Source organism: Corallococcus exercitus (assembly GCF_042231735.1).
GTDB lineage: Bacteria > Myxococcota > Myxococcia > Myxococcales > Myxococcaceae > Corallococcus > Corallococcus exercitus_B.
This window is the reverse complement of sequence record NZ_CP102577.1, coordinates 5478356-5500833: the sequence shown is the minus strand read 5'-3', so window position 1 is coordinate 5500833 and position 22478 is coordinate 5478356. Positions and strand designations below refer to the sequence as shown.

17 protein-coding genes are annotated in these 22478 nt (G+C 72.3%); 6 read left to right on the top strand and 11 right to left on the bottom strand.

Going from position 1 to position 22478, the window contains the following annotated elements; all coding sequences use genetic code 11:
• Positions 1-59: 59 nt before the first annotated feature.
• Positions 60-962, bottom strand: a complete 903-nt coding sequence (locus tag NR792_RS21500; RefSeq protein ID WP_375754543.1) for a DUF3396 domain-containing protein — start codon at positions 960-962, stop codon at positions 60-62.
• Positions 959-1753, bottom strand: a complete 795-nt coding sequence (locus NR792_RS21495) for a hypothetical protein (protein ID WP_375754541.1) — start codon at positions 1751-1753, stop codon at positions 959-961. Before NR792_RS21495 ends, NR792_RS21500 begins: the two co-directional genes overlap by 4 nt.
• 233 nt (positions 1754-1986) lie before the next feature.
• Between NR792_RS21495 and NR792_RS21490 the strand changes: the two genes are divergently transcribed.
• Positions 1987-3000, top strand: a complete 1014-nt coding sequence (locus NR792_RS21490) for a serine/threonine-protein kinase (RefSeq protein ID WP_375761663.1) — start codon at positions 1987-1989, stop codon at positions 2998-3000.
• A gap of 10 nt (positions 3001-3010) precedes the next feature.
• On the opposite strand, the gene queF is transcribed toward NR792_RS21490, so the two are convergent.
• Positions 3011-3376, bottom strand: a complete 366-nt coding sequence (queF, locus tag NR792_RS21485) for a preQ(1) synthase (protein WP_120577584.1) — start codon at positions 3374-3376, stop codon at positions 3011-3013.
• Positions 3377-3581: 205 nt separating this feature from the next.
• Between queF and NR792_RS21480 the strand changes: the two genes are divergently transcribed.
• Positions 3582-5486, top strand: coding sequence for an ATP-binding protein (locus NR792_RS21480; RefSeq protein ID WP_375754540.1), 1905 nt, complete (start codon positions 3582-3584; stop codon positions 5484-5486).
• Here the strand turns inward: NR792_RS21480 and NR792_RS21475 are convergent.
• The 3 genes from NR792_RS21475 to NR792_RS21465 are packed head-to-tail and all read right to left on the bottom strand — an operon-like array spanning position 5473 to position 9494.
• Positions 5473-6264, bottom strand: a complete 792-nt coding sequence (locus NR792_RS21475) for a carbohydrate deacetylase (protein WP_375754539.1) — start codon at positions 6262-6264, stop codon at positions 5473-5475. The genes NR792_RS21480 and NR792_RS21475 overlap by 14 nt on opposite strands.
• A complete protein-coding gene (locus NR792_RS21470) occupies positions 6231-7247 on the bottom strand; it encodes an alpha/beta hydrolase family esterase (protein ID WP_375754538.1) in 1017 nt (338 codons plus the stop codon). Before NR792_RS21470 ends, NR792_RS21475 begins: the two co-directional genes overlap by 34 nt.
• A 9-nt stretch (positions 7248-7256) precedes the next feature.
• Positions 7257-9494, bottom strand: coding sequence for a protein kinase (locus NR792_RS21465; RefSeq protein ID WP_375761662.1), 2238 nt, complete (start codon positions 9492-9494; stop codon positions 7257-7259).
• A gap of 337 nt (positions 9495-9831) precedes the next feature.
• Here NR792_RS21465 and NR792_RS21460 point away from each other — a divergent pair, with 337 nt between their 5' ends.
• From NR792_RS21460 to NR792_RS21450, 3 genes are all read left to right on the top strand, one after another.
• Entirely contained in the window at positions 9832-11112 is a 1281-nt protein-coding gene (locus NR792_RS21460) for an amidohydrolase family protein (protein ID WP_375761661.1), read from the top strand.
• Positions 11113-11164: 52 nt separating this feature from the next.
• Positions 11165-11725 carry a peroxiredoxin gene (locus tag NR792_RS21455; RefSeq protein WP_375754537.1) on the top strand — a complete coding sequence of 187 codons (561 nt, stop codon included), beginning with the start codon at positions 11165-11167 and terminating at the stop codon, positions 11723-11725.
• Positions 11726-11950: 225 nt separating this feature from the next.
• Positions 11951-13012, top strand: a complete 1062-nt coding sequence (locus NR792_RS21450) for a glycosyltransferase (protein WP_375754536.1) — start codon at positions 11951-11953, stop codon at positions 13010-13012.
• A gap of 123 nt (positions 13013-13135) precedes the next feature.
• Here NR792_RS21450 and NR792_RS21445 read toward each other — a convergent pair whose 3' ends face one another.
• Positions 13136-16699: a hypothetical protein gene (locus NR792_RS21445; RefSeq protein WP_375754535.1), complete on the bottom strand. Its 3564-nt coding sequence runs from the start codon at positions 16697-16699 to the stop codon at positions 13136-13138.
• A 96-nt stretch (positions 16700-16795) separates the two neighbouring features.
• Entirely contained in the window at positions 16796-18907 is a 2112-nt protein-coding gene (locus NR792_RS21440) for a chloride channel protein (protein ID WP_375754534.1), read from the bottom strand.
• Between the two features lie 176 nt (positions 18908-19083).
• Between NR792_RS21440 and NR792_RS21435 the strand changes: the two genes are divergently transcribed.
• Positions 19084-19524, top strand: coding sequence for a peroxiredoxin (locus NR792_RS21435; RefSeq protein WP_375754533.1), 441 nt, complete (start codon positions 19084-19086; stop codon positions 19522-19524).
• Positions 19525-19554: 30 nt separating this feature from the next.
• On the opposite strand, the gene NR792_RS21430 is transcribed toward NR792_RS21435, so the two are convergent.
• The 3 genes from NR792_RS21430 to NR792_RS21420 form a co-directional block, all read right to left on the bottom strand.
• Positions 19555-20337, bottom strand: a complete 783-nt coding sequence (locus tag NR792_RS21430) for a DUF1109 domain-containing protein (RefSeq protein WP_375754532.1) — start codon at positions 20335-20337, stop codon at positions 19555-19557.
• A complete protein-coding gene (locus NR792_RS21425) occupies positions 20334-20861 on the bottom strand; it encodes an RNA polymerase sigma factor (protein WP_375754531.1) in 528 nt (175 codons plus the stop codon). The genes NR792_RS21430 and NR792_RS21425 overlap by 4 nt, the downstream gene beginning before the upstream one ends.
• Positions 20862-21047: 186 nt before the next feature.
• Positions 21048-22475: a site-2 protease family protein gene (locus tag NR792_RS21420; protein WP_375754530.1), complete on the bottom strand. Its 1428-nt coding sequence runs from the start codon at positions 22473-22475 to the stop codon at positions 21048-21050.
• Positions 22476-22478: the final 3 nt, after the last annotated feature.

The window sequence follows — 22478 nt, the reverse complement described above, 5'->3', positions numbered from 1 at the left end:
AGAAGCATGGGAACGCCCGCGAGGCGGTGCAGGGCGGAGGGGAACGGGAGGCGGAGCGCTCAGTCGAGGAAGCGGCGCTGCCAGCGGCGTTGCTCGGGAGATGACGCCTGGTACAGCCAAGGCTCAAGCACGCGCGCGAGCTCCCGGTAGGCGGGCAATGTCTGTCCTTGCTCGGTGTCACCAGCTTCAGGAAAGGGGCCCAGTGTGACGACAGCCCGGTCCGGTCCCAAAGCCTGCACGGTGGTGTCCGGCGAGTGCAGCCTGGAGCGCAGGGAGTCGATGCCGCCCAGTTCATTGAGCATGGGAGGACCCAGGAAGTTCATCCATGCCGGGGCGCGCACGCGGGTGCCCAGCTCCCGGGCCACATCGTCCAGGCTGATCACGTCCATGGCCGGATAACGGAAGCTCAGTGCCTTCATCTCGTCACGGACGACAGAAGCCTGGGGCAATCCGTTGAATGACAGGCCTGCATGACCTGAACCGAAGGGCAGTGAACCCGCAATCTCAAGCGCCAGCGCTCGAAAGCGCTCGGGACCCTGTGCTTCCAGGAACTTCGTCGGGAAGGTCATCAGCAGGGCGCTGACGGAGTCCGGCCAGTAGGAGTCTTCGAGGCGTCCCACGTACTGGAACCGGAATCGATGACGCGTCGTGGATTCACCTGGGGCGGAAGACCCCACCATGTGGACCCGACTGCCGAACTCCTCATGGAGTTCCTGTTGGATGAAATCCCATCCCGCCGCGTCGAGAGACTGCCACTGACCGTCGGGGTCCACATAGAAACTCAGGGACTCCCTTCCAATGGCATGGAGGTAGATGTCGAGAGCCCGCTGGATGTGGGGCTTCAATGTTTCATGTGCATGCGGCAGGAAGAGACAGAGCTGGAGTCCGTCTCGCACGACGAGGAGCTTCTCGTCGAAGTCGCCGTTCACATGGAGGCGAATGTGTGGGATTGATTGCGTCATTCGAAGATTCCAAGTCTGGGGACGACGCGGAGGACCTGCCTGGTGCCCAGGCGGAATGCCTGCATATAGCTTTCTTTCTGGGTCGGCCCGCTCAATGAAGAACCTCCTGAGCGCCATTCAGGTGGCTCCGAGACGTTCGTACAGGGGAACTTGAAGTCGTAGACGACACTGACTTGTAGCGGATCACCCGTGTGGATGACGAAATCTGGCGTCAGCGTGCCCTTCAGTTCATGCCGGAAACGGGGCTGCTTGAGCAACTGGACCTCTTCTTTACCGAGGAGTGTGCTGGTGCCTGTACGCCGGTCGAACCGGTAGGTCGGCTCAATGCTGAAGCGGCCCGGCATCATCGAGTCAAACTTCCGCTCGACACACTCCAGCGCCACGGCATGCATCTGGTTCCCCAGCCAGATGGCGCGGCTGACGGACTCACCCTGCGCGTTGCGCACCTGCTCCTTGCATTGCATAGGCGTGGGGCTTCGCCCCTCGTGCTCGCGAAGCAGCACCGCTGACCGCGCCTGTTCCGCGCACTCCTTCAGCACGGACTCCACCGCCCGCTTCGCGTCCTCGTCCAGCATCGCCCGGGCCCCGGCGACCACCACCGCCACCTCCGCCGCGCGGACTCCCGGGAGCACCGACTCCGCCCCGGTGCACAGCGCCGGCTGGGTCCGGCAGGTGTTCGACACCGAATCGAAGCTCCGCTGCGCATACGTGCCCTGCCGCGGGCCGGCGCAGCCGCCCAGCCCCACCGCCACGAACACCCACAGCCAATCCGTCCAGCGTCCCAGGCCCATGTCCCCATCCTGCCAGTCCACGCTCGGCAGGTAGGCACCCTGGCGTGAGACAGCGACACCGCGCCTTTCCATCACACCTGTGCGAACCCACCCCGTGAAGGAGGGCCCATCGACGCATGAGACGTGAATCGGTACCCTGCGGCCCCGTGACCGCCGCCGCCGAGAAATCCGAGAGACTTCGTCACCGCAAGATTGGCGCCTGCCGCGTGCTCGGCGAGCTGGGCCGGGGCGGCATGGCACTGGTGTACCGCGGCCTGCACGAGCTGCTTCAGCGCGAGGTCGCCATCAAGGAGCTGCTCCCCGAAGGCCAGCGCGACCAGGAGGCCCTGTCCCGCTTCCGCCGCGAGGCCCTGGCGCTCGCCGCCTTCCGCCACCAGAACATCGTCACCCTCTATGACCTGGTGGAGAAGAACGACAGCCTCTTCATGGTCATGGAGTACGTGGACGGCCCCACCCTCCACGGCCTCATCAAGGACGGCCCGCTCCCCCCGGACGTCGCCGCCGTCATCGGCGCGCGCATCGCCAGCGCGCTCGACCACGCCCACTTCCGCCGCATCATCCACCGCGACCTGAAGCCCGCGAACGTCATGCTCACCAAGTCCGGTGAGGTGAAGCTCATGGACTTCGGCATCGCCAAGGACGTCAGCCTGGAGGCCCTCACCCAGCAGGGCATGGCCGTGGGCACGCCGTCGTACATGTCCCCGGAGCAGGTGACCGGCGCGCCCATCGACGCGCGCACCGACATCTTCTCCCTGGGCGTGCTCCTCTACGAGGCCCTCTCCGGCACGCGCCCCTTCGTGGGCAAGACGGCCGGCGAGGTCTTCGCCCGCATCCGCGACGGCAAGTTCATCCCCCTCCAGAAGGCCGCGCCGAACGTGCCGCCACCGCTCGCGCGCATCGTGAAGCGCGCGCTGTCGGTGAAGCCGGAGGCCCGCTTCCCGGATGCCGCGGCCATGCGCCGCGAGCTGGACCTGTTCCTCGCCCACGAGGTGCGCGTGTCCCACCCCGCGCTGCTCGTGGCCTTCCTGCGCTACCGCGAGAAGCTCACCGAGACCGAGGCCCTGGCCCACCTCACCCAGCAGGAGCTGGGCGTGCTGGACGTCTTCGCCTCGAAGAAGCCCGTGCGCGCGCCGAGCAAGCTCAAGTGGGTGCTGGCCGCGCTCGCCGCGGGCACCGCCGCGGCCGGCACCGGCCTCTACCTGTCCCAGTCCCAGTGGGCGCCGCTCCTGGAGCAGCTCACCCGCTGAGGGAAGGGCCTCAGGCCTGCTGCTTCTTGTCGTGCGTGACGGTGACGATGGTCCCGATGCCGCCGCGCACGAAGAAGTCGCCCACCACCGTGAGCTTGCGCGGCTGGATGGCCTTGATGATGTCGTCCGCGATGGTGTTGGTCACCTTCTCGTGGAAGGCGCCCTCGTTGCGGTAGGACCACATGTAGAGCTTCAGGCTCTTGAGCTCCACGCACAGCTGATCCGGCACGTACTTGATGGTGAAGCGCGCGAAGTCCGGCTGGCCCGTCAGCGGGCACAGGCAGGTGAACTCCGGCACGTCGAAGGCGATTTCATAGTCGCGATCGGCGGCGGGGTTGGGGAAGGTCTGGATTTCCTTGGACGGCTTGGAGGACATGCGCTGTCGTCTAGCACACGTTCGGCGCGTGTCACCGCCCTCCCCAACGTCGCCTCCCCGGCTGCCTGGCCCAGGGCTCTGTTCGGGGGCCAACGTGCCAGGACCCTCCAGGACAGGAGAACGTCGGGGGGTGGTTGGCGATCATGCTCGGGGATTCCTATCTCCCTCCGGCGACCCCTGAAGCCAAGCGCGTCCCGCCCCTTCCATGCTGCCACCCAACGACGTCGAGGATGTCCTCTCGTGCCTGCCCCAAGCGCTCCTGCGCGTGGGGCCCGACCTGCGCGTCCAGTGGTGCGACGAGGGCTTCGCGGCCAAGACGGGCGTGACGCTCGCTCCGGGCGGCACCCTGCTGGACGCCCTGGAGCCCGGCCGCAGCCTGGAGGCCCTGGCGCGCGCCATCCGCGATGGCCGGGTGCACTCCGGCCACGTCATCACCCGCGCGCTCCGGCAGGTGCGTGTGCAGGTGAAGCCCACCCACACGAACGGCTCGGCCGGGGCGTGGCTGGTGGTGGAGCCGTCCGGTGTGGACGACGAGGGCGCGTTTTCACAGGCCGTGCGGGAGATTGCCCGCGCGGTGGGTGAGTCGCTGGAGGTGGACCGCGTCTGCTCGGCCGCCGTGGTGTCGCTGGTGCGGTGCGCCCAGGTGCGCCGCGCGGAGGTGTTCCTCTACGAGGAGGACGACGCGACGCTCAAGCGCATGGCGGTGTCGGACCTGGAGGGCCTGGACGCGCCCCAGGACGTGTTCGACCCGTCGGAGGACCCCTACCGGCAGGCCCTGGCCCTGCGCCAGCCGCAGCTGGGCATCCAGCGAGGCTACGGGGACGCGGTGGGCTCCGTGTTCGCGGCGGTGCCGCTGTGCGCGCCGCGCCGGACGGTGGGCCTGCTGCTCATCTACAAGGAACAGGGCGCTTCGTTCTCCGTGCGCGAGCTGGAGATGTGGAGCGCGGCGGCCAGCCAGCTGGCGGTGGCGGTGGAGAACGCGCGCCTGCTGCGCGAGGCCCAGGCGGCCCTGCGCGTGCGCGAGGAGTTCATGTCCATCGCGTCGCACGAGCTGAAGACGCCGCTCACGCCGCTGAAGCTGGGCCTGTACTCCATGGAGCGCCGCATCGCCTCCGGGCAGCCGGTGTCGCTCGCGAGCGTGCTCAAGTCCAAGCGGCAGGTGGACCGGCTGGCGGGGCTGGTGGAGGACCTGCTGGACGCAAGCCGCCTGGAGCTGGGGCGGCTGGCGCTGGACTCGGCGCCGCTGGAGGTGGGGCAGCTGGTGGCGGAGGTGGTGGACCACTTCCGCCATGCCTTCGAGCGCCCCTTCACGGTGGACGTGCCGCACGACGGCGTCTGGGTGCTGGGAGACCGGGACCGCCTGGAGCAGGTGCTGGTGAACCTGCTGGAGAACGCGCACAAGTACAGCCCGGCGGGGGCGCCCATCTCCGTGAAGGTGGGGCGCACGGCGGAGTCGGCGCGCATCCAGGTGCAGGACCACGGCATCGGGATTCCGGGCGCGGACCAGGCGCTGGTGTTCCAGCGCTTCTACCGGGCGCGCAACGTGTCGCACCGCAACTTCGGCGGGCTGGGGCTGGGGCTGTTCATCAGCCACTCCATCGTGAAGATGCACGGCGGCGCGCTGGCGCTGCGCAGCCGCGAGGGCGAGGGCTCCACGTTCTCGCTGGACCTGCCGCGCATGCCCGCGCACGAGGTGCGCAGGCTGCCCCGGCGCGTGCTGGTGCTGGACGAGGACGTGCACCAGGAGGCCACGGCGGAGCGCACCCTGCGCGCCGAGGGCTTCGAGGTGTTCACCGTGCAGAGCGGCGCGGAGGCCCTGCGCAAGGCGACGCACCTGCCGGTGGACCTCATCGTCCTGTCCACGAGCGCCACGCAGTCCGCGGTGGGCACCTTCCTGGAGACCTTCGCCACGCTGCCTCGCGCGAGGCCGGTGCCCATCCTGCTGGCGGGGGACGAGCGGCCGTGGTGGGCGCAGGAGAGCGCCGCGCTGTGTCCCCGGCACTACCGCCCGGACGAGCTGCTCGCGGGCGTGCGCACCGTGCTCACGCGCGAGAAGCGCCGGACGCTGACGCCGGTGGAGTCGGAGCTTCCGCTCGTCACGCCCGCGTGAGGACGCGGTAGTCCGTGGGGCGGATTCCCGCCTGTTCCAATGCCGCGCGCGAGCGGGCCTCCAGGAAGGTGGCCAGCTCCGCCTCGCGCTGAGCGGCGTAGCGGGTGGTGACGACCTGGGGCAGGTGGCCCGGGTGGCACATCCACTCCGTGACGCCTTCGCCCGGCAGCGCCGCCAGGGCCGCGGAGAAGCGCTCCGGGGTCCAGTACGCCGTTTCGCCGGACTCGCCCACGAAGGCGTCATTCGTGGCCACGCCCCGGGCCCGCAGCGCCCCGCGCATGGCCGCGTCGATGGACCGCACCGGGAGGCCCGCGCGCCTCGCGACGCGTGACAGCCCTTCCAGCACCTGGGGGTGCCGGTGCAGGTGCTTGTGCACGTCCAGGTGCGTGGCGGCCTGGCCCAGCAGCCGCTCCAGCCGCTCCAGCTGCGCGAGCGCCTCCGCCTCCACCACGTCCGCGGGAAGCTCCGCCACGCGAGCTCCGGCGAGGCCTCCGTCCACGGTGCGCCACTCGCGAGGGAAGCCGGGGTCCATGGGGGCGCCCCGGTCCAGGTTCAGGTGCAACCCGATGGCGAGTCCCCGGGCCTGCCGCGCGGCCTGCTCGGAGTTCGGCGCGTTCACCAGGAGCGTGGCGGAGGAGACGACACCCTCGCGCAGGGCCTGGAGGATGCCCCGGGTGATGCCCGGGTCGTAGCCCAGGTCATCGGCGTTGATGATGAGGGCGCGGGCCAGGGTGACGGCCTCCTTCAGGGGCGGGGCCTCGCCTGGAAGAAGCGCCACATCTGCAGGGACGCATCCAGGTCCGGCGTGCCGTCATTGTAGAGCGTCTGGCCGGGCCACGCGTGCTTGCCGCCGGTGACGGTGCACAGGCTCGCGGTGGCGCTCTCCGGCTGGCAGCCCGTATACGCCACGCAGGTGCTGTTGCCCTGCTGATACGTCTGTTGCTGCGGGCCGGTGCAGCCGTTGCGCTCGGCGAAGCGGCGCACGGACTCCGCGGCGGAAGGGTAGGGCTTGCCGCCGAGGACGTTGTCTCCGCCGTCGTAGAGGATGGTCTCGTCGGCGCTGCCGTGGAAGTGGAGCACGGGGATGGGCCGGGACGGGCGGCAGTCCGTCACGCCCAGCATGCCCGACACGGGCGCGATGGCGGCGATGCGCTGGGCGCGCTCACAGGCCAGCCGGTAGGAGAAGAAGCCGCCGTTGGAGAAACCGTTGGCGAAGACGCGGCGCGGGTCCGTGCACACGCGGGTGTCCAGGTCCGCGAGCAGCGCGTCCACGAAGCCCACGTCGTCCACGCCCCCGATTTGCGCCGGGCCACAGCAGGCCTCGCCGTTCCAGCCGCGCGTGTCCGGTTCGCCCCGGCCGTAGACCTCCGGGAAGTTGAGGCCGCGCGGGTACACCGCGATGAAGCCCTCCGCGTCGGCCAGCGTGGAGAAGCCGGTCAGCTGCTCGTGCTCCTGCTCGCTGGAGCCGAAGCCGTGGAAGCTGAGGACGACGGGCGTGGGCTTCGTGGCGTCGTAGCCGGTGGGGACGTGGACGCGGAAGGCGCGGGTGCGTCCGTCGTGCTCGACGGTCCAGTCGTAGGTGCCAGGCGTGACCGTCAGGCCGGAGCAGGCCGTGCGGTCCGCGGGAGCCACGTCACCGGAGGGCGGGTCCGGGAGCACCGTCCCGGCGTCGGTCGGGGTGTCGATGTCGTCCGTGGAGCCGCACGCGGTGGCGGTCAGCAGCAGGCTGGACGCGGCGAGGGCGAGGAAGCGAAGGCGCATGGGGGGAAGCTAGTTCCCCGTGCCGCACTCCGCCGCGAGCGCCTGCGCCCGGTCCGGGAACCTTTCCGCCAGCGTACGTTTCACCTCGGCCACCCCGGCTTCGTCGCCCTCGTGGACGTGGAGTTGGCAACGCGCGGTGAGGGCGCGAGGGTCATCCGGGGCCAGACGCTCGGCCTCGCGGTACTCGCGCTCGGCGCCGCGAAGGTCGCCTTGCCGGAAGAGGACGGCCCCCAGGTAGGAGTGGGCCACCGCGAGCGAGGGGGCCTTCCTCTGTGCGCGCTTGAGCAGGGCGACGGCGTCGTCCAGCTTCTCCTGGCGGAAGCGCACGAAGCCCAGCTCCGCCAGGGACTCGGCGTCGTCGTGCTGGCGCGTCCAGGCGGACAGCACGGTGGCGGCCTCGTCCAGCCGGCCTCCTTGCGACAGGAGCTGTCCGTAGCGGGGGGCCACCTGGGCGGAGCCGGGCGCCTGCGCGTACGCCTTCGCGAGGGCGGTCAGCGCGCCCGGCACGTCGCCCTGGCGGGCGCGCAGCTCGGCCAGGGCCAGCGGCACGCGGACGTCCTTGGGGGCGAGGGCGGTGGCCTCGTCGATGGCGCGTTCCGCGCGCTTGCCCATGCGCAGCTCGGTGGCGGCGCGCGCGGCGAGCAGGTGCGCCTCCGCCTCCTTCGGGAAGCGCGAGGTGTAGGCTTCCGCCAGGGTCAGGGCCTGCGAGTGGGCGCCCGCCTTCAACAGCAGCGTGCCCGCGCGAGCCAGCTCCGCGGCCGTGGCGCGGACATCCTGGTGCAGCCCCTCCAGCGCGGACACCTTCGCCTCCGCGGTCGTGGCGGCCTCGGCGGCGGCGATCCTCGCGGGAGGCGGCGCGTCCGGGCGCCGCAGGTACCACGTGGCCCCCGCGCCCACTCCCCCCAGCGCGAGCACGCCCACGACGATGGCCAGGGCCCGGCGCGACCGGGGCGCCTTGCCCTGGGCGCCCGCCGGGGCTCCGCCGTCCACGGCGCCACGGGAAGCCTTGGCCTGAGGGCCGGTGGGGGCTCCGCCGTGGGCATCACCCGGGGGCGCGGCAGGGAGTTCCGGCGGCGCGGGCCAGGTCTCGCCACCCGCGGGCACGTCGTTGGAGCCTCCGGATGCCACGGGCCCGTTCGCGCCACCCGGGGCCGGGCCTCCAGCCGTCGCGGGCCGGGCGCGCAGCGACACGGTTTGCAGGCCCACGGGCGGAAGGGGGCGGGAGGCCGCCGGAGCAGCGCCCGCCGGAGGCGGCACGGGCCAGGACGGAATGCCCTGCACCCCGAACGGCGGCAGCACGTCCACGGCCTGCGCGCCCTCCGCGCCCGAATTGGAGGGATCCGCGAGCCTCGCGCTGCGCAGCGCCAGCCGCTTCGGGTCGCTGTCCGGTGGGAACAACGTGTCCAGGTACGCGGCCACCTGCGCCGGCGAGGCGACCTCCGCGGGCCCGCCCAGCATCTCGATGGCGGCGATGAACGTCTGCAGGCTGTCGAAGCGCGCCTCCGGATCCTTCGCCAGCGCCATGAGGCACACCGCCTCCAGCGCCTGCGGCACCGACGGGTCGAACGCGGTGGGCGGCTTCGGCCGTCCCTCCGAGATGCGCGTGAGCACCTCTTCGGTGGACATGCCGGTGAAGGGCCGCCGGCCACACAGCTGCTCGTAGAGCATCACCCCCGCGGCGAACAGGTCCGCGCGGTGGTCCACGCTGCGGCCGGCGATCATCTCCGGCGACATGTAGAAGAACTTCCCCTTCAGCGTCCCGGGCTCCGTCCCGGACCCCAGCGCGTCCGCCTTCGCGATGCCGAAGTCGATGACCTTCACCGCGCCGTTCGCGCCGACGTGGATGTTGTCCGGCGTGAAGTCGCGGTGGACGATTCTCAGCGGCCGCCCCGCCTCGTCCACGGCGCGGTGCGCGGCGTCCAGCCCCCGGCACGCGTCCACCAGCACGCGCAGGGTGATGCCCAGGGGGACGCGCTGGCCGCGCTCGGCGGCCTCCTGCCGCACCTCCGCGAACGAGCGCCCCTCCAGGAGCTCCATGGCGATGAAGGGCTCTCCGCCCTCCATGCCCAGCTCCAGGATGGACACCACGTGCGGATGACGCACCTGCGCGGTGATGCGCGCCTCATTGAGGAACATCTGCACGATGCGCCGGTCCGCGACCAGGTGCGGCATCAGCCGCTTCACCGCCACGGCCGGGCCGCGCTGCCCATCCGGGGTGATGGCGCGCGCCAGATACACCTCCGCCATGCCGCCCGTCGCGATGCGCGCGCTCAAGCGGTAGCGGCCTGCCCACGAAACGCCGGATTCCGACACCAAGGTGGCGGCAGTCTACGGGCCCGAGCCCCCGGCGCCCAACGTCCTGACGGTCCGCCTGCCTGCCTGTCCCCATCCTTCCCTCCGGACGCTCCGGGCATGCCCACCGTATTGGGGGGAGCGGGACGACGGGTGTGGGTGCAGGGATGTGTGGACCCGATGACGGAGGACGGGGCGGGAGTGCTAACCTCCCCCGCCTCAAGCGTGACCCCTAAGGGGAGGGGGCCGCCTTCACGAACCTCGCGACCCGTCGCGGATGCAAGGAGAGATGTTGGGCACCGTCCTCAAGGGTGGTTTCGTCGTCGAGCTGGAGCCCGCGTCCGTGGAGCGGGTGGACCTGCGCATCGAGGGTGAGCGCATCGTGGCCCGGGGCGAGGACCTGGCGCCCGGCCCCGACGACGAGGTGGTCGCGCTGTCCGGCAAGCTCGTCTTCCCGGGGCTCGTCAACGCCCACCACCGGCTCGCGAGCGTGCTGTCGCGCGGTCTGGTCCACCCGGCGCCGACGTCCTACCAGGCCCTGCTGGAGCAGGTGCGCTGGCCCTTCGAGAACGCGCTGGACCTGGACGCGGTGCAGGTGGCCGCCACGGCCGGCGGCCTGGAGTCCATCCAGTGCGGCACCACCACCCTGTTCGACCTGCACGCCTCGCCCAAGGCGGTGACGGGCTCGCTGCTGCGCGCGGCGCGCGGCCTCCATGAGGTGGGGGTGCGCGGCGTGCTGTCCTACGCGGTGACGGACCGCATGGGCGCGGTGGGCCGCGAGGAGGGCCTGGAGGAGACGGTCAGCTTCGCGCGCAAGGCTCGGGGCCGCTTCCGCGGGCAGGTGGGCGCGGGCCCCTGCTTCACGCTCGGCGACGACGCGCTCCAGGGCCTGGGCGAGGCGCTCAACACCACCGGCACCGGGCTGCACTTCCCACTCGCCGAGGATCCGCTGGACGAGCGGCTGTCCACCGAGCGCCACGGCAACCCGCCGGTGACGCGGCTGCTCACGAGCAACCTGCTGTCGCCCCGCGCCATGGCGGCGCACGTGGGCCACCTGGCGTGGGCGGACCTGGCGCAGGTGCTGGCCACGGGGACGTGGCTGTTGCACACGCCGCGCTCCAACCAGGGCCTGGAGGTGGGCTACGCGCCCGCGCTGAAGTTCGGGGCGCGCGCGTCGCTGGGCACGGACGGCACGTCGCCGGACCTGTTCGCGGAGGCGCAGGCGGCGTACCTGCGCTCGCGCGAGGCAGGGCAGCCCATCGACGTGCTGCGCTACCTGGCCAACGGCCACCGGCTGGCGTCGCAGGTGTTCGAGGCGGCCATCGGCCCCATGCGCGAGGGCGCGCTCGCGGACCTGCTGGTGCTGGACTACCTGTCACCCACGCCGCTGACGGCGGAGACGCTGGCGTGGCACGTGGTGCACGGGATGGGCAGCCGCCACGTGGAGGCGGTGATGGTGGACGGCGTGTGGCGCGTCTGGGCGCGCAGGCCGCTGTCGGTGAACCCCACGGTGGTGGCCGAGCAGTCGCGCGAGGCCGCCGCCGCGGTGTGGGCGCGGATGGCCTCGTCGTAGAGCCCGGGGCGTAGAGCTTGTCGCGGTGTCCGGGGCCCGTTAAGTCCCGGGCATGCTCAACTCCCTGCTCGTCGTCGGATGGCTCAGCGCAGCGATTCCCCAGGTGGGTGAAACCGCCCCGGACTTCACGGTGAAGGACACCGCGGGGACGACCTACACGCTGTCGGAGATGGTGAAGAAGGGGCCCGTCATCGTGGCCTTCTTCCCCAAGGCGTTCACCAGCGGCTGCACGAAGGAGCTGACCGCGTACCGCGACCGCTACAAGGACATCGAGCAGGTGCAGGGCCAGGTGCTGGCCTTCTCCACGGACGACGCGGAGACGCTGACGCGCTTCAAGTCGGAGCTGAAGGCGCCCTTCGCGTTCATCCCGGATCCGGACGGCAAGGTCGTGGGCGCGTACGACGTGAAGATGCCGGTGTTGACGGTGTCCAAGCGCTACACGTTCGTCGTGGGCGAGGACCGCAAGGTGCTCAAGGTGGACGAGGGCAAGGACGCCATCAACGTCTCAGGTGCCATCGCCGCGTGTCCCTTGCGCAAGGATGGCGCCGCGAAGCCCGCGGCGGCCCCGGCGGGGAACACGCCTCCCATCAAGGCCGAGCCCGCGACGAAGTAGCCGCGACACCGCCATGGGCCCCTGGCTTCCAGGGCAGGGGCACGGTCCACTCGCGGACGTCCTCGTGGCACGCGCGGGCTGGACGCCGGCCATGCCGTTGAGGAGTTCACGCGGCCCGGCGCACGGCTGCTTGTCCGCCTGATGCGGGGCGCGATAGCCCTGGGGCTTGCCGCGCGCGGGAGCTCCTCCCTCCGCCGGGCTGGGGGCGTGAGGAGGCCCGAGTGGATGGACATGGTCTTCCTGGGCCCGGTGTGCCGGCCTGGCACCGAGGCGCAAGCGGGCACGGCTCCGAGGCAGCTCGCCAAGGCGCTCCGGCGGCGCGGACACGCGGTCCTCCTGCTGGAGCGCATGGCTCCAGGCACGCGGTCCGAAGCGTCACCCACGGTCGCGACGTATCAAGACCTCGCGGACCTCCACGCGCGCTTCCATTCGAGGGTGCGCCGCGCGGACCTGGTGCTGGTGGACGCGGACGTGCCGCGGGTCGCGGACGTGAGCCACTGGGCCACGAACACGGCGGGCGGGCTCACCGTCTTCTGGGACCGGGACACGCCCCGGACGCTGGCACGGCATGCCCTGCGTGAGGACCCCGGCGGCATGACGCCGGAGCTGTTAGCGGGCTACCGGCTCCATCTCTGTTCCAGCGGAGGCCCGGTGCCGCGTCAGCTGGAGCGCGAGTGGGGCGTGGCCCGTGCGCGCGTGTTCCTCCCGGGTGTGGACGCGGAGCACTTCGCGCCCGGAAGCGGCAGGACGCGCTGGGACCTGGGCCACCTGGGGCCATTGCCTGCGGAGCGGCGGGGGCTCTTGAAGCAATGGCTGCTCGGCGCCGCGCGAGGCTGGCCCGAGGGGCGCTTCGTCCTCGCGGGGATGTTGTCCGCGGTGGATGACGCCTGGCCCGCCAACGTGGCGAGGCATCCCGCGCCGTCGCCCCGCGAGCATGCAGGCTTCCTTGGTGCGCAGCGCTTCACGCTGGCGCTCTCCCAGGCGGAGCACACGCCGGGCGCGAGCTTGTTCGAAGCCGCCGCTTGTGGCGCGGCGTTGATCTGCGACCCCTGGCCAGGCCTGGAGGACGTCTTCGCGCTGGGCGAGGAGGTGATGGTCGCCCGCACGGAGCGGGACGTGCTGCGCTACCTGCTCGGGATGCCGGAAGCGGACCGGCGCCAGCTGGGCATGCGAGCCCGGGCAAGGGTCCTGGCCGAACACACCGTGGCCCACCGCGCCGCGCAGCTGGAGCAATACGCGAACGAGGCGGAGCGGGGTGCATCACGGATGCCCCGGTGCGCTCGCTGAACGGAGGGGACCCCCGGCCTCACTGCGATGCGTCACATCCAGGCCATGCCTGAGCCCTGGCGGCGCCCCGCACGAACCTGTCCGACAGTCGGACAGGTTTGGCCAACCGCCATGTCCGGGGACTCAGGTCCCTTGCGGCGCCTTCACCATCTCCCGGGGCGGGAACACGAACTGCGCGGTCCCAGCTACCAGCGGTGAGGCGTCTCGCTGGAACTCGGCGAGCATCGCCAGCCGCTCCTCCGTCCAGCCACGTCCGTCCGCCGCGTCGCGCACCAGGCAGTGCAGGGCCACGCGCCGCGCCTCCGGGCTGGGGCTCCACGCCAGGCGCCCGCCCACCACCTCCATCATGTCCACCGGCAGGTTCGACACGGCCACCTGGGCCGCCATCAGCGCGTCCGCGTGGAGCCACCCCTCCTGTCCCATCGCGTCCAGGTGGAGCGCGAAGGCCGGAGGATCCAGGGCCACTGCCGCGCAGCGCACGCGCAGCGTCGCCAGGCACGGGTCCTTCGTGAGCAGCCCCCCCGTCACCAGTCCATATACGGCCTGCAGAGGCACGGGCCGCATCCGCTCCCGGGGCTGGAGCAGTGCATCCATCGCCACGCTCAGCGCGCGCCGGTCCGGTGCCACCGCCTCCAGCATCCGCTCCATCAGGGCCACGTCGCGCTCGTCGGCCCGGTACACCAGCGCCCCCATCGCCGCGCGCACCTCGTCGTCATAGGGCGAGGCCAGCCGAGCACCGCAGGCGGAGAGGAACACCCGCTCCCGGTCCTTCACCTGCAGCCACGCCGCGCGCCGCAGCAGGTCGATGCGCGCATCCGGCTCCGGCCGCGCCAGCACCTTCGCGAGCAGCGCGGACAGCCGCGCATCCAGCGCCTCCGTCAGCCGGTCCGCCGGGATGTCCCCCACGCGCGACGCCATGATGGCGTCCTCGCCAGCGACGGCGCGCTCGAACACCGCCCACGTGGGCTCGCGGTCCAGGTGGTCCCACAGCGCGCGCAGGAGCGCGATGCGCACGTCGCGGTGCAGGGGCAGCGCGTCCAGCTCCAGCAGCCGCGCGTAGCCCGCGTCCGAGCGCAGCTCGCCCAGGAGGCGCACCACCTCCTTGGCCACCGTGACCCTGGTAAGCGGCACCTCCGCCAGCAGCGACAGCACCCGCGTGACGGGCATGCCGTTGAACGCGCGGCGCAGCCCGTAGATGGCGATGCGCGCGCGCGAATCCTCCAGGGCCCCCAACAGCGTGGGCACGCCCTGGCCCTGGTCGCACCGTGCCATCACCCGCAGGGCCCGCTCCTGCACCGCGGGCCGCTTGTCGTCCGCCAGCGCGAGGAGCGCGTCCATCGGCGCCCAGTCGAGCACCGCCATCCGCGTCACCGCCGCGAGCAGCGTGGGCGTGTCCCGCTCCTGGTCCTCGCACAGCCGCGCGAGCGCGCGCGAGTACGCCCGGTTCTGCTCCACGTTCCACCGGAAGAACCCCGAGTCGAACGGCAGGATCCAGTGCGTCGCCCCCGTGGCGAACTGACCGGTGATGACCGGCGCGTGGAGGTACGGCCCCAGCAGGTCCTGCCGCCGCCGGTGCAGGTACTCGCGCACCACCGGGATGGCGATGGCGCTCTCGTCCCGCTTGAGCAGCGCGGGCAGCATCCGGTCGAAGTCCTTCACCGCGCGGTAGCGCAGCACCCACAGCGCGTTCCCGGACGGCTTGCCCAGCCGCAGCGCCACGCGCTCGAGCTCCTCCACCAGCTCCCGGTGCAGGGGCAGCCCGCGCTTCTCGGCCACCGCCAGCGCCACCACCTCGTCGTCCCAGCCGCGGTCCCTCCAGCGCCGCAGGGTGCCCGCGAGCGTCGCCTCGAAGCGCGGCCGGCCCTCCTTCGCCAGCCACGCGGTCAGCGCCAGCGCCAGCCGGTTGTCAGGTGTGGCGTCGCGCACGGAGACGAGCCAGTCCGACAGGTCGGGCACCAGCGCCGCGCGCTTGCCCAGGCTCGCCGCGAGCTGGAGCAGGGGACCGCCGCGCTCGCGCTCCGCCCAGGCCTTCGCCAGCTTCAGCAGGTACGGCGCGGCCCGGCGCACCTCGTCGTCCGTCAACCGGTGGCCCAGCCCCGCGTCCTGGATGCGCCCGCGCTCCTTGAGGAAGGTGCCCAGCCACTGCGCGCCCCACGCCGGGTCCGCGCCGAAGGCCCGCACCAGCAGCCGCTCCGCCGTCTGCGCCGTGCCCATCGACAGGTCGGCGGCGTCCAGCGCGTCGCGCAGCATCCGGCCCAGGGCCTCGGTGTGCTCGGCGCGCCACATCCGCCGGGGCCACGTGGCCAGCGCCTGCAGCATCACCCCGCGCACCGGGTCCTGTTCGTTCTTCCGGGCCAGCACCACCGCCAGCGCGGGGGCCACCCACGCGGGCTCGTCCGGGCGCAGGCCGGGCAGCGCCAGCAGGGCGCCCAGTGCCTCGCCGCGCATGGCCGCCTCCGGATGCCCCAGCGCACCCCGGAGCGAGCCCAGCGCCTCATCCCAGGGAAGGAAGCGCGCATAGGCGATTCGCGCTTCGGCGCGGGTGCCCAGCGCCACCACCTCGTTCAGGTGACGGCGCGCCTCACGCTCCCGCAGGCCCACCGGCAGGTGCCGCAGGGACTCCAGCGGGATGACGCCGTCGCGGTTGCGCGCCCCCACGGTCCACCGCGCGTAGACACCCTCGCGCACGGCCGGGTCCACGATGCGGGCGAGGAGCGGCGTGCCCCACGCGGGCGCGCGCTCCACGGACGCGGCCCAGGCCTCGGTGAGCGTCGGGTGCAGCGCCTCCGGCAGCGCCTTCAGCACGTCCTCCGCGCGGCCCAGCAGCGTCGGATCCCGCTGGACGACCCAGGTCAGGGACTCGGCGTCCAGCGACGCCACGGCCTTCGCGAACAGCAGGTGGGGGAGGAACGCCGGGGGATGCTGGCGCAGGAGCGCCACCATGCGCAGGGGACGCTGCCGCACCAGGGTCCGCACGGCGTGCTCGTCCGGCGGGATGCCCCGCTCCAGCAGCAGCGCCAGCAGCGTCTCCGCGACGTCGGGCGCCAGCTCCGCCAGCCACGTCAGGCCCCACCCCATGTTCTGCCGCGTGACGGGGTCGGGCTCTCCCGTCACCGCGCGCAACTGCTCCAGGAGCACCTCGCCCAGCACCACCGGCGCGTGCCGGGCCAGCCGCGCCCAGAACCGGAAGCTGGGCCGCTCCAGCGCCCGCGCCAGGTGCCGGCGCAGGACTGCTTCAGAGGCCAGCGGCACCGTGTCCGCGAAGGTGGCGTGCTCGCCGCGCTCCGCCAGCCCGTCCACGAACGCGTCGATGACGGCGTGCCGCTTGCGCTTGCGCAGCTGGTGGATGACGGCCTGCTCGCGGCGCATCCCGTGCGCCATGCGCAGCGCCTCCAGCGCCTGGGCGTCGTCACAGGCCACGGACACCAGCTCGAACGCCAGCGCCCGCACGCGGAAGGACTCGTCCGCCGTGGCCTTCAGCACCGCCGCGCCGTCGCGCCGGGTGAACTGGGCCGCCAGGGCCAGCCGCCTCTCGAAGGCGTCCCCCCGGGCCAGCGCGTCCAGCAGCGCCTGCGCCTCCGGGTCCGTCCGGGCCTTGCGTCCCAGGGCCACCATGTGACGCACCCGGGCATCATGGAAGGTGGAGGACAGCTCGGCGCGCAGGGCGGACAGGGCGGGTTCGGACATGGCGCCCAAGGATGCCTGCTCCCCGGGTTTCCTGACAGACCCAGCCCTTCGCGCGGCCCCCCTGCCGCCCGGGCCGGACACCTCCTCGGCGACCGCTCAGTGCGTCGCCTCGGAGGGCGTGACGGGATAGTTGCCCGTGGCGTGCGCGCGGGTGTGCTGCGCGAAGAGGAAGCGCCGGACGGCGGCGCGGGTGAGGAGTCCGCACGGGGACAGCCCCAGCACGGGCGCCACCGGCAGCGCGTCCACGTCCTCGTGGTCCATCACGTGGAGCGCGTGCGCCAGGTCCGAGTCCGGCGCCAACGCCGGCAGCTTGCGCGCCAGGTCGCTGGCCACGAGCAGCGGGTACATGGACTCGTCCCGCCACACCTCGCGCAGCTGCTCCACCTGCACCGTGCCGTAGAGGTTGCCCTGCGTGTCCAGCACCGGCAGCGTGCCCGCCTCGGACGTGAGCAGCTGGTCCGTCAGCGCGCGCAGCGGCGTGCCCGCGGGCACCGCCGGCACCTCCGTCATCAGGGCCCGCACGTGCGTGGCCACGAGCAGGTCCTCGTCGCTCTGCACCTTGGGCGCCGTGCGCTCCGTGAGGAAGTGACACACCGCGGACGCGATGGTGCACGTCACCATCAGCGGCAGGATGATTTCGTGGCTGCCGCTCAGCTCGTACAGCATCATCATGCCGGTGAGCGGGCCGCGCGTGAGCGCCGCCACCGCGCCGCCCATGCCCACGATGGCGTACGCGCCGCTGGGCCCGGTGGCATGCGGGAAGAAGTAGTGCACCAGCGTGCCGAACGCGCCGCCTGCCATCGCGCCAATCAGCGCCGCCGGGAAGAACGTGCCGCCGGAGCCGCCCGAGCCGATGGTGAGCGACGTGGCCACGAGCTTCAGCACGCACGCCGTCACCAGGAAGAGGAACGGCAGCTGTCCGGCCGCCGCCAGGTTGATGTAGTCGTTCCCGCTGCCCCACACCGTGGGGCTCAGGAACACGAGCACGCCCGTGCAGAGGCCACCCAGCGCGGCGCGCACCGGCAGGGGCTTCCTCCCCAGCCACGGAGACAGCTTCCCGCCCATGCCGCCGTGGAAGAAGTGCTCCACGCCGTGCAGCAGCTTCACGAACGCGAACGCCAGCAGCCCGCACCCGATGCCCAGCCCCGCGTAGGCGAACACCTCCGAGCCGCTGACCAGCTCGTAGTTGACCCGGTTGAGCAGCGGCGCCTCATCCAGCACGCCCCGGCTCACCAGCGTGCCCGCCACGCTCGCCAGGATGATGGGGGAGAACACCCGCAGCTCGAACTCGCGCAGGATGATCTCCATGGCGAACACCGCGCCCGCGATGGGGGCGTTGAAGGACGCGGAGATGCCCGCGCCCGCGCCGCACGCCAGCAGGATGGACAGCTCCTTGCGGCTGAAGCCCAGCACGCGCCCTACGCTGGACGCGAACGCCGCGCCGCCATAGACGATGGGGCCCTCGCGGCCCGCGGAGCCGCCGCTGCCAATGGTGATGGCGGACGCGATGAGCTTGAGCAACCCGCGGTCCGCCGGCACCACGTTGGCGCCGCTCTTCACCGCGCGCACCACCTCCGGAAGACCATGGCCGTGCGTCTCCGGCCGGTCGCGCAAGAGCCGCCCCACGGCGAGCCCGCCCACCGTGGGTGCGATCAGGATGAGCCACCAGGGCAGGTGCGGCAGCGCCGCGGGCAGGTTGTGCGCGTGGCCGAACACGGCGTTCACGGCCGCCAGGCCCACGAGCGGGTAGTAGAGCGACAGCGCGCCCAGCGTCAGCAGCGCGAGCAGGCGCAGGCGGCGCTTCACCTCATCGCGAGGGCCGCCGGGCTCAATCACCCGCGCCAGCAGGAGCGCGCCCAGCGCCAGCGGCACGCCCACGAGCGCGTACTCCAGGTGCCAGCGCGCGGAGGAGAGCGCCTCCATCAACGTGCGCAGCCGCTGCGGCTTCAGGGCCGCCGCCAGCTCCGCGGCGCTGAACGTGATGCCGCTCATCACGCCAATGAGGTTGGAGAAGATGCCCGCGGCCAGGCCGCTGTAGAGCCCCACCACCGCGCCCGCGATGGGCAGCACCGAGGGAGTCGGCAGCCGGATGCGGTTGGACGCGCCCAGCAGGAAGTAGATGAGGCGTGAAAGGTTCTGGCGCGCCCAGAGCATGAGCGCGGCCGTCCGCTGCGACTGAGCAGGCGGAGGTTCGTCGGAGGTGTTCATTTGGTGCACCTACTAAACGGAGGCGGCCGGTGGGTTTCAAGCCAATTGAGGCTGCCCACACCCCGGCACCGTCCGCCTGCACTCCACTCCACACATCGCCCGAGCGGTGCCCGGCTCCCCGCCCCCCGGGCGTGCTACGACGCCCCCGTTTCCACCCCATGAAGGAGGCATCGCACATGCTCAAGCAGGGAGACGTGGCGCCGGAGTTCACCGTGCAGGACTCGACGGGGAAGACGCACCGGCTGTCGGACTACCGGGGCAAGAACGTGGTGCTCTGGTTCTACCCGAAGGCGGACACCCCCGGATGCACCGCCGAGGGCTGCTCCTTCCGCGACCACAAGACCCAGTACGAGGCGAAGGGCACCGTCATCCTGGGCATCAGCTTCGACACGCCGGCGGAGAACCAGGCGTTCTCCCAGAAGTTCGGCTTCAACTTCCCGCTGCTGTGCGACGTGGACCGCCAGGTGGGGCTGGCCTACGGGGCCGCGGATGACGCCTCGGCCGCCAACGCGCGCCGGGTGGGCGTCGTCATCGGGCCGGACGGCCGCATCAAGGAGTGGCACGCCAAGGTGGACGCGCGCGCCTTCCCCCAGGAAGCGCTGTCGCGCCTCCAGTAGGGCTCCAGCGCCCGGCCGGCTCCAGAGCCTTCAGGGTGCGTACGAGCGGGACGGCAGGCGCGAGCGGATGAGCACCGCCACGCCCGCCAACGCGAACCACGGCAGCACGTGGCCCAGCAGCAGGTGCCCCGCGGAGCCGTCCGGGCAGTGCACGTGCAGGACCAGCAGGCTCACCCCGGCGGCGGACAGACCCGCCGCCAGCGCGCGCACGGGCTGGAAGGCGGAGCGGCACAGCAGGACGAGCGCCAGGGCCAGCGGCACCACCGACAGCGCCACCTCCGCGCCCAGGCACCCCAGGGTGCCGGCGAGGAAGGGCCGCACCTGGACGCCGGAGCGCCCGGTCAGCTGCGCCAGCGCCAGCAGGAGCGCGCCTCCGGCCACGAGCGTGAAGGGCCAGGTGCGCTGCCTCGGCGCCAGGGCCACCATCGCTCCACCGCCCACGCCCACGACGATGAGCAGCGCCACGAGCGCCACCGTCAGCGGCGACGCGGAGTTGAGCAGCAGCCCGTTCCGGCCCACCACGAGCAGGCCCACCACCCCCACGCCCAGATAGGTGGCGAGCAGCACCGCCACCTCCTTCCACCACGGCGTGGGCAGCGGCTGCGCGGCCAGCTCCGTGAGGGACTGGCGCCGCGTCTGCTCGAGCTTCGCCTCATTGATGGGGACGGGGGGCGGACGGGCGGCGGGGGGCGCCAGGACCTGGAAGCCGTCCAGGAGCGCGCGGCAGTCCTCACACCCGGCCGCGTGCGACGCCAGCTCCGGAGGCAACGGGCCGTCCAGGCAGTCCAGGACGCGTTCGCACTCGGGCGTCATCGCGAGGTCTCCTGCTGAAGGGGGGCGAGCAGCTCGCGCAGGCGCGCGTAGCCCCGGTGGGCGCGGACCTTCACCGCGCTCTCGGTGAGGCCCAGGGCCTCGGCGATCTCGGCGAAGCCCATGCCCTCGAAGCGGTGCATGAGGATGGGCAGCCGCTGGCCTTCCGGAAGCTGCGCCAGGGCGTGTTGCACCGCGCGCTCCAGGCCCGCGTCGCGCGGCTCCGGGGTGTCCGCCACGGCGGTGAGGGGCAGCTCGCCCTCCGGCGTGAGGTCCTCCGGACGGCGGTGACGGCGCGCATGGTCCCGCGCGGCGTTGGTGGCGATGGCGTACAGCCAGGGACGGACGCGGGCGCCCGCTTGATAGCGGCCGCGCGCGCGCACCAGGGACAGGAAGGTGAGCTGGGCCAGGTCCTCGGCGGTGGCGGCGCTGCCGGTCAGCCGCGCCAGGTAGCCCTGGACGGGGCGCGCATAGCGCTGGAAGAGCGCGTCGAACGCCTGCGCGTCTCCCTGGCAGAACCGCTCCATCAACACCTCGTCCGTGGCGCCGGAAGCTCCTCCGGGAGCCCCTGGGGATGCCGGCATGTCCCCGGTACGCACGGGCGCGGCGGAAGGTTTCACGGGAGGGGACGAGGGGCTCACGGGACGGGCGGGGACTCTAAGCCCCTCGGCCCCTTCGCGGGAGAAAGTCGCCCTCCCGCGTGGCCACTCGGCTCAGGGCGAGGCAGCCGGCCGCAGCCGCGCCAGCCACTCCTCGAAGGCGGGGTGGCCGTGCAGGTGCGACAGGTCCTCGTCGGAGGCGGCATACGCCGCGTCCCGGAAGCCCAGGGCCTCCGCCCGCTGGAGCAGCCGCACCGCCTCGGCCACATTGCCCGCGCGAGCGAACGCACACGCCGCGTCGTACGCGATGCCCGGGTCCGGCACGTGGCGAAGCGCCGCCTCGCTCACCGCCGCCGCCTCCGAATAGGCGCCCCGGATGAACAGCGCCCGCTCCGCGCACCGGAACGCGGCCGCCGGGTCCACGCCGGGCAGCCGCAGCGCCTCGTTCACCTGGCCCAGGCGGATGAGCGCGCCCGCGTACTCGTGCATCACGGTGCGGTCCTGCGACTCGCCCCACGCCTGCTTCCAGTAGCCCACCGCCCGCGCGTCATCCCCCACCAGGGAGAAGGCCGCCGCCACCGCGTGCATCTCCACCGGCTGGCCCTGCACCTGGGAGAAGTGGTCCAGCGCGGGCCGCCCGTGGCCCTGCTTCAGCGCCACCCAGCCCAACAGGTAATGGGCGCGGCTGATGAGTCCCGGGGAGATGCCTTCCGTCTCCAGGAGCTGGTTGCCCAGCCGCCACGCGTCGTCCAGCCGGTCCTCGCGCAGGGCCTGCTGCGCCTCGCGCAGGGCCTGGGCCTTGGGGCCTTCCTCCTCCTTCGCCTCGTTGCGCGCGCGCATCACGTCCGTCAGCACGCGGAACGCCTGGAAGCCGAACATGGCGAAGAGGACGCCCATGAACAGGGCCCCGCTCTTGATGCTGAGCAGCACCACGCCCACGCACAGGCCCAGCGCCAGCACGTGCGACACGATGAAGCCCCGCCGCCCGAACATCCGCGTCGCCAGCGCCGTGCTGATGTGCCCGCCATCCAAGGGAGGCACCGGCAGCAGGTTCAGCACCGCCCACACCATGTTGGCGAAGAAGAAGTTGCCCAGGAAGAAGTCCGCCACCTCCGAGCGGCCCTTCACCTGCAGCAGCACCGCCCAGCACAGGACGCCCAGCGTCAGCCCCGCCAGCGGGCCCGCGAAGCTGCTCACCACGTCCTTGTGCCAGGGCAGGGGGGCGTCCGTGTTGGGCCGGGTGACGCCGCCCATGAAGACCAGGTCCACGCTCGGCTGGTAGCCGAAGAAGCGGAAGGCCACCGCGTGCCCCAGCTCATGGACGAGCACGGACACGAACACGATGAACATCCACGACAGCACATAGGTCGCCACCGCGCCCATGTGCCCGGGCGACGAGGGGTCGGCCAGCTGGTCCCCCAGCCACCCGGCCCCCGAGTGCCTCCCCGGCACCGGCAGGGAGTTGTAGGCGAGCACCGCGGAGAACAGCAGGTGACTCATGTGGACGTGGACGGGGACGCTCCCGAGCCGAAAACGGAACATGGA

What these genes read in the sequence shown, in the direction of transcription:
- NR792_RS21455 (WP_375754537.1), top strand. Translation starts at nt 11,165, where the DNA reads ATGCTCAACTCCCTGCTCGTCGTCGGATGGCTCAGCGCAGCGATTCCC.
- NR792_RS21465 (WP_375761662.1), bottom strand. Translation starts at nt 9,494, where the DNA reads ATGGCGGAGGTGTATCTGGCGCGCGCCATCACCCCGGATGGGCAGCGC.
- NR792_RS21445 (WP_375754535.1), bottom strand. Translation starts at nt 16,699, where the DNA reads ATGTCCGAACCCGCCCTGTCCGCCCTGCGCGCCGAGCTGTCCTCCACC.
- NR792_RS21420 (WP_375754530.1), bottom strand. Translation starts at nt 22,475, where the DNA reads ATGTTCCGTTTTCGGCTCGGGAGCGTCCCCGTCCACGTCCACATGAGT.
- NR792_RS21425 (WP_375754531.1), bottom strand. Translation starts at nt 20,861, where the DNA reads ATGGAGCGGTTCTGCCAGGGAGACGCGCAGGCGTTCGACGCGCTCTTC.
- NR792_RS21500 (WP_375754543.1), bottom strand. Translation starts at nt 962, where the DNA reads ATGACGCAATCAATCCCACACATTCGCCTCCATGTGAACGGCGACTTC.
- NR792_RS21480 (WP_375754540.1), top strand. Translation starts at nt 3,582, where the DNA reads ATGCTGCCACCCAACGACGTCGAGGATGTCCTCTCGTGCCTGCCCCAA.
- NR792_RS21470 (WP_375754538.1), bottom strand. Translation starts at nt 7,247, where the DNA reads ATGCGCCTTCGCTTCCTCGCCCTCGCCGCGTCCAGCCTGCTGCTGACC.
- NR792_RS21450 (WP_375754536.1), top strand. Translation starts at nt 11,951, where the DNA reads ATGGACATGGTCTTCCTGGGCCCGGTGTGCCGGCCTGGCACCGAGGCG.
- NR792_RS21490 (WP_375761663.1), top strand. Translation starts at nt 1,987, where the DNA reads ATGGCACTGGTGTACCGCGGCCTGCACGAGCTGCTTCAGCGCGAGGTC.
- NR792_RS21430 (WP_375754532.1), bottom strand. Translation starts at nt 20,337, where the DNA reads ATGACGCCCGAGTGCGAACGCGTCCTGGACTGCCTGGACGGCCCGTTG.
- NR792_RS21495 (WP_375754541.1), bottom strand. Translation starts at nt 1,753, where the DNA reads ATGGGCCTGGGACGCTGGACGGATTGGCTGTGGGTGTTCGTGGCGGTG.
- NR792_RS21440 (WP_375754534.1), bottom strand. Translation starts at nt 18,907, where the DNA reads ATGAACACCTCCGACGAACCTCCGCCTGCTCAGTCGCAGCGGACGGCC.
- NR792_RS21435 (WP_375754533.1), top strand. Translation starts at nt 19,084, where the DNA reads ATGCTCAAGCAGGGAGACGTGGCGCCGGAGTTCACCGTGCAGGACTCG.
- queF (WP_120577584.1), bottom strand. Translation starts at nt 3,376, where the DNA reads ATGTCCTCCAAGCCGTCCAAGGAAATCCAGACCTTCCCCAACCCCGCC.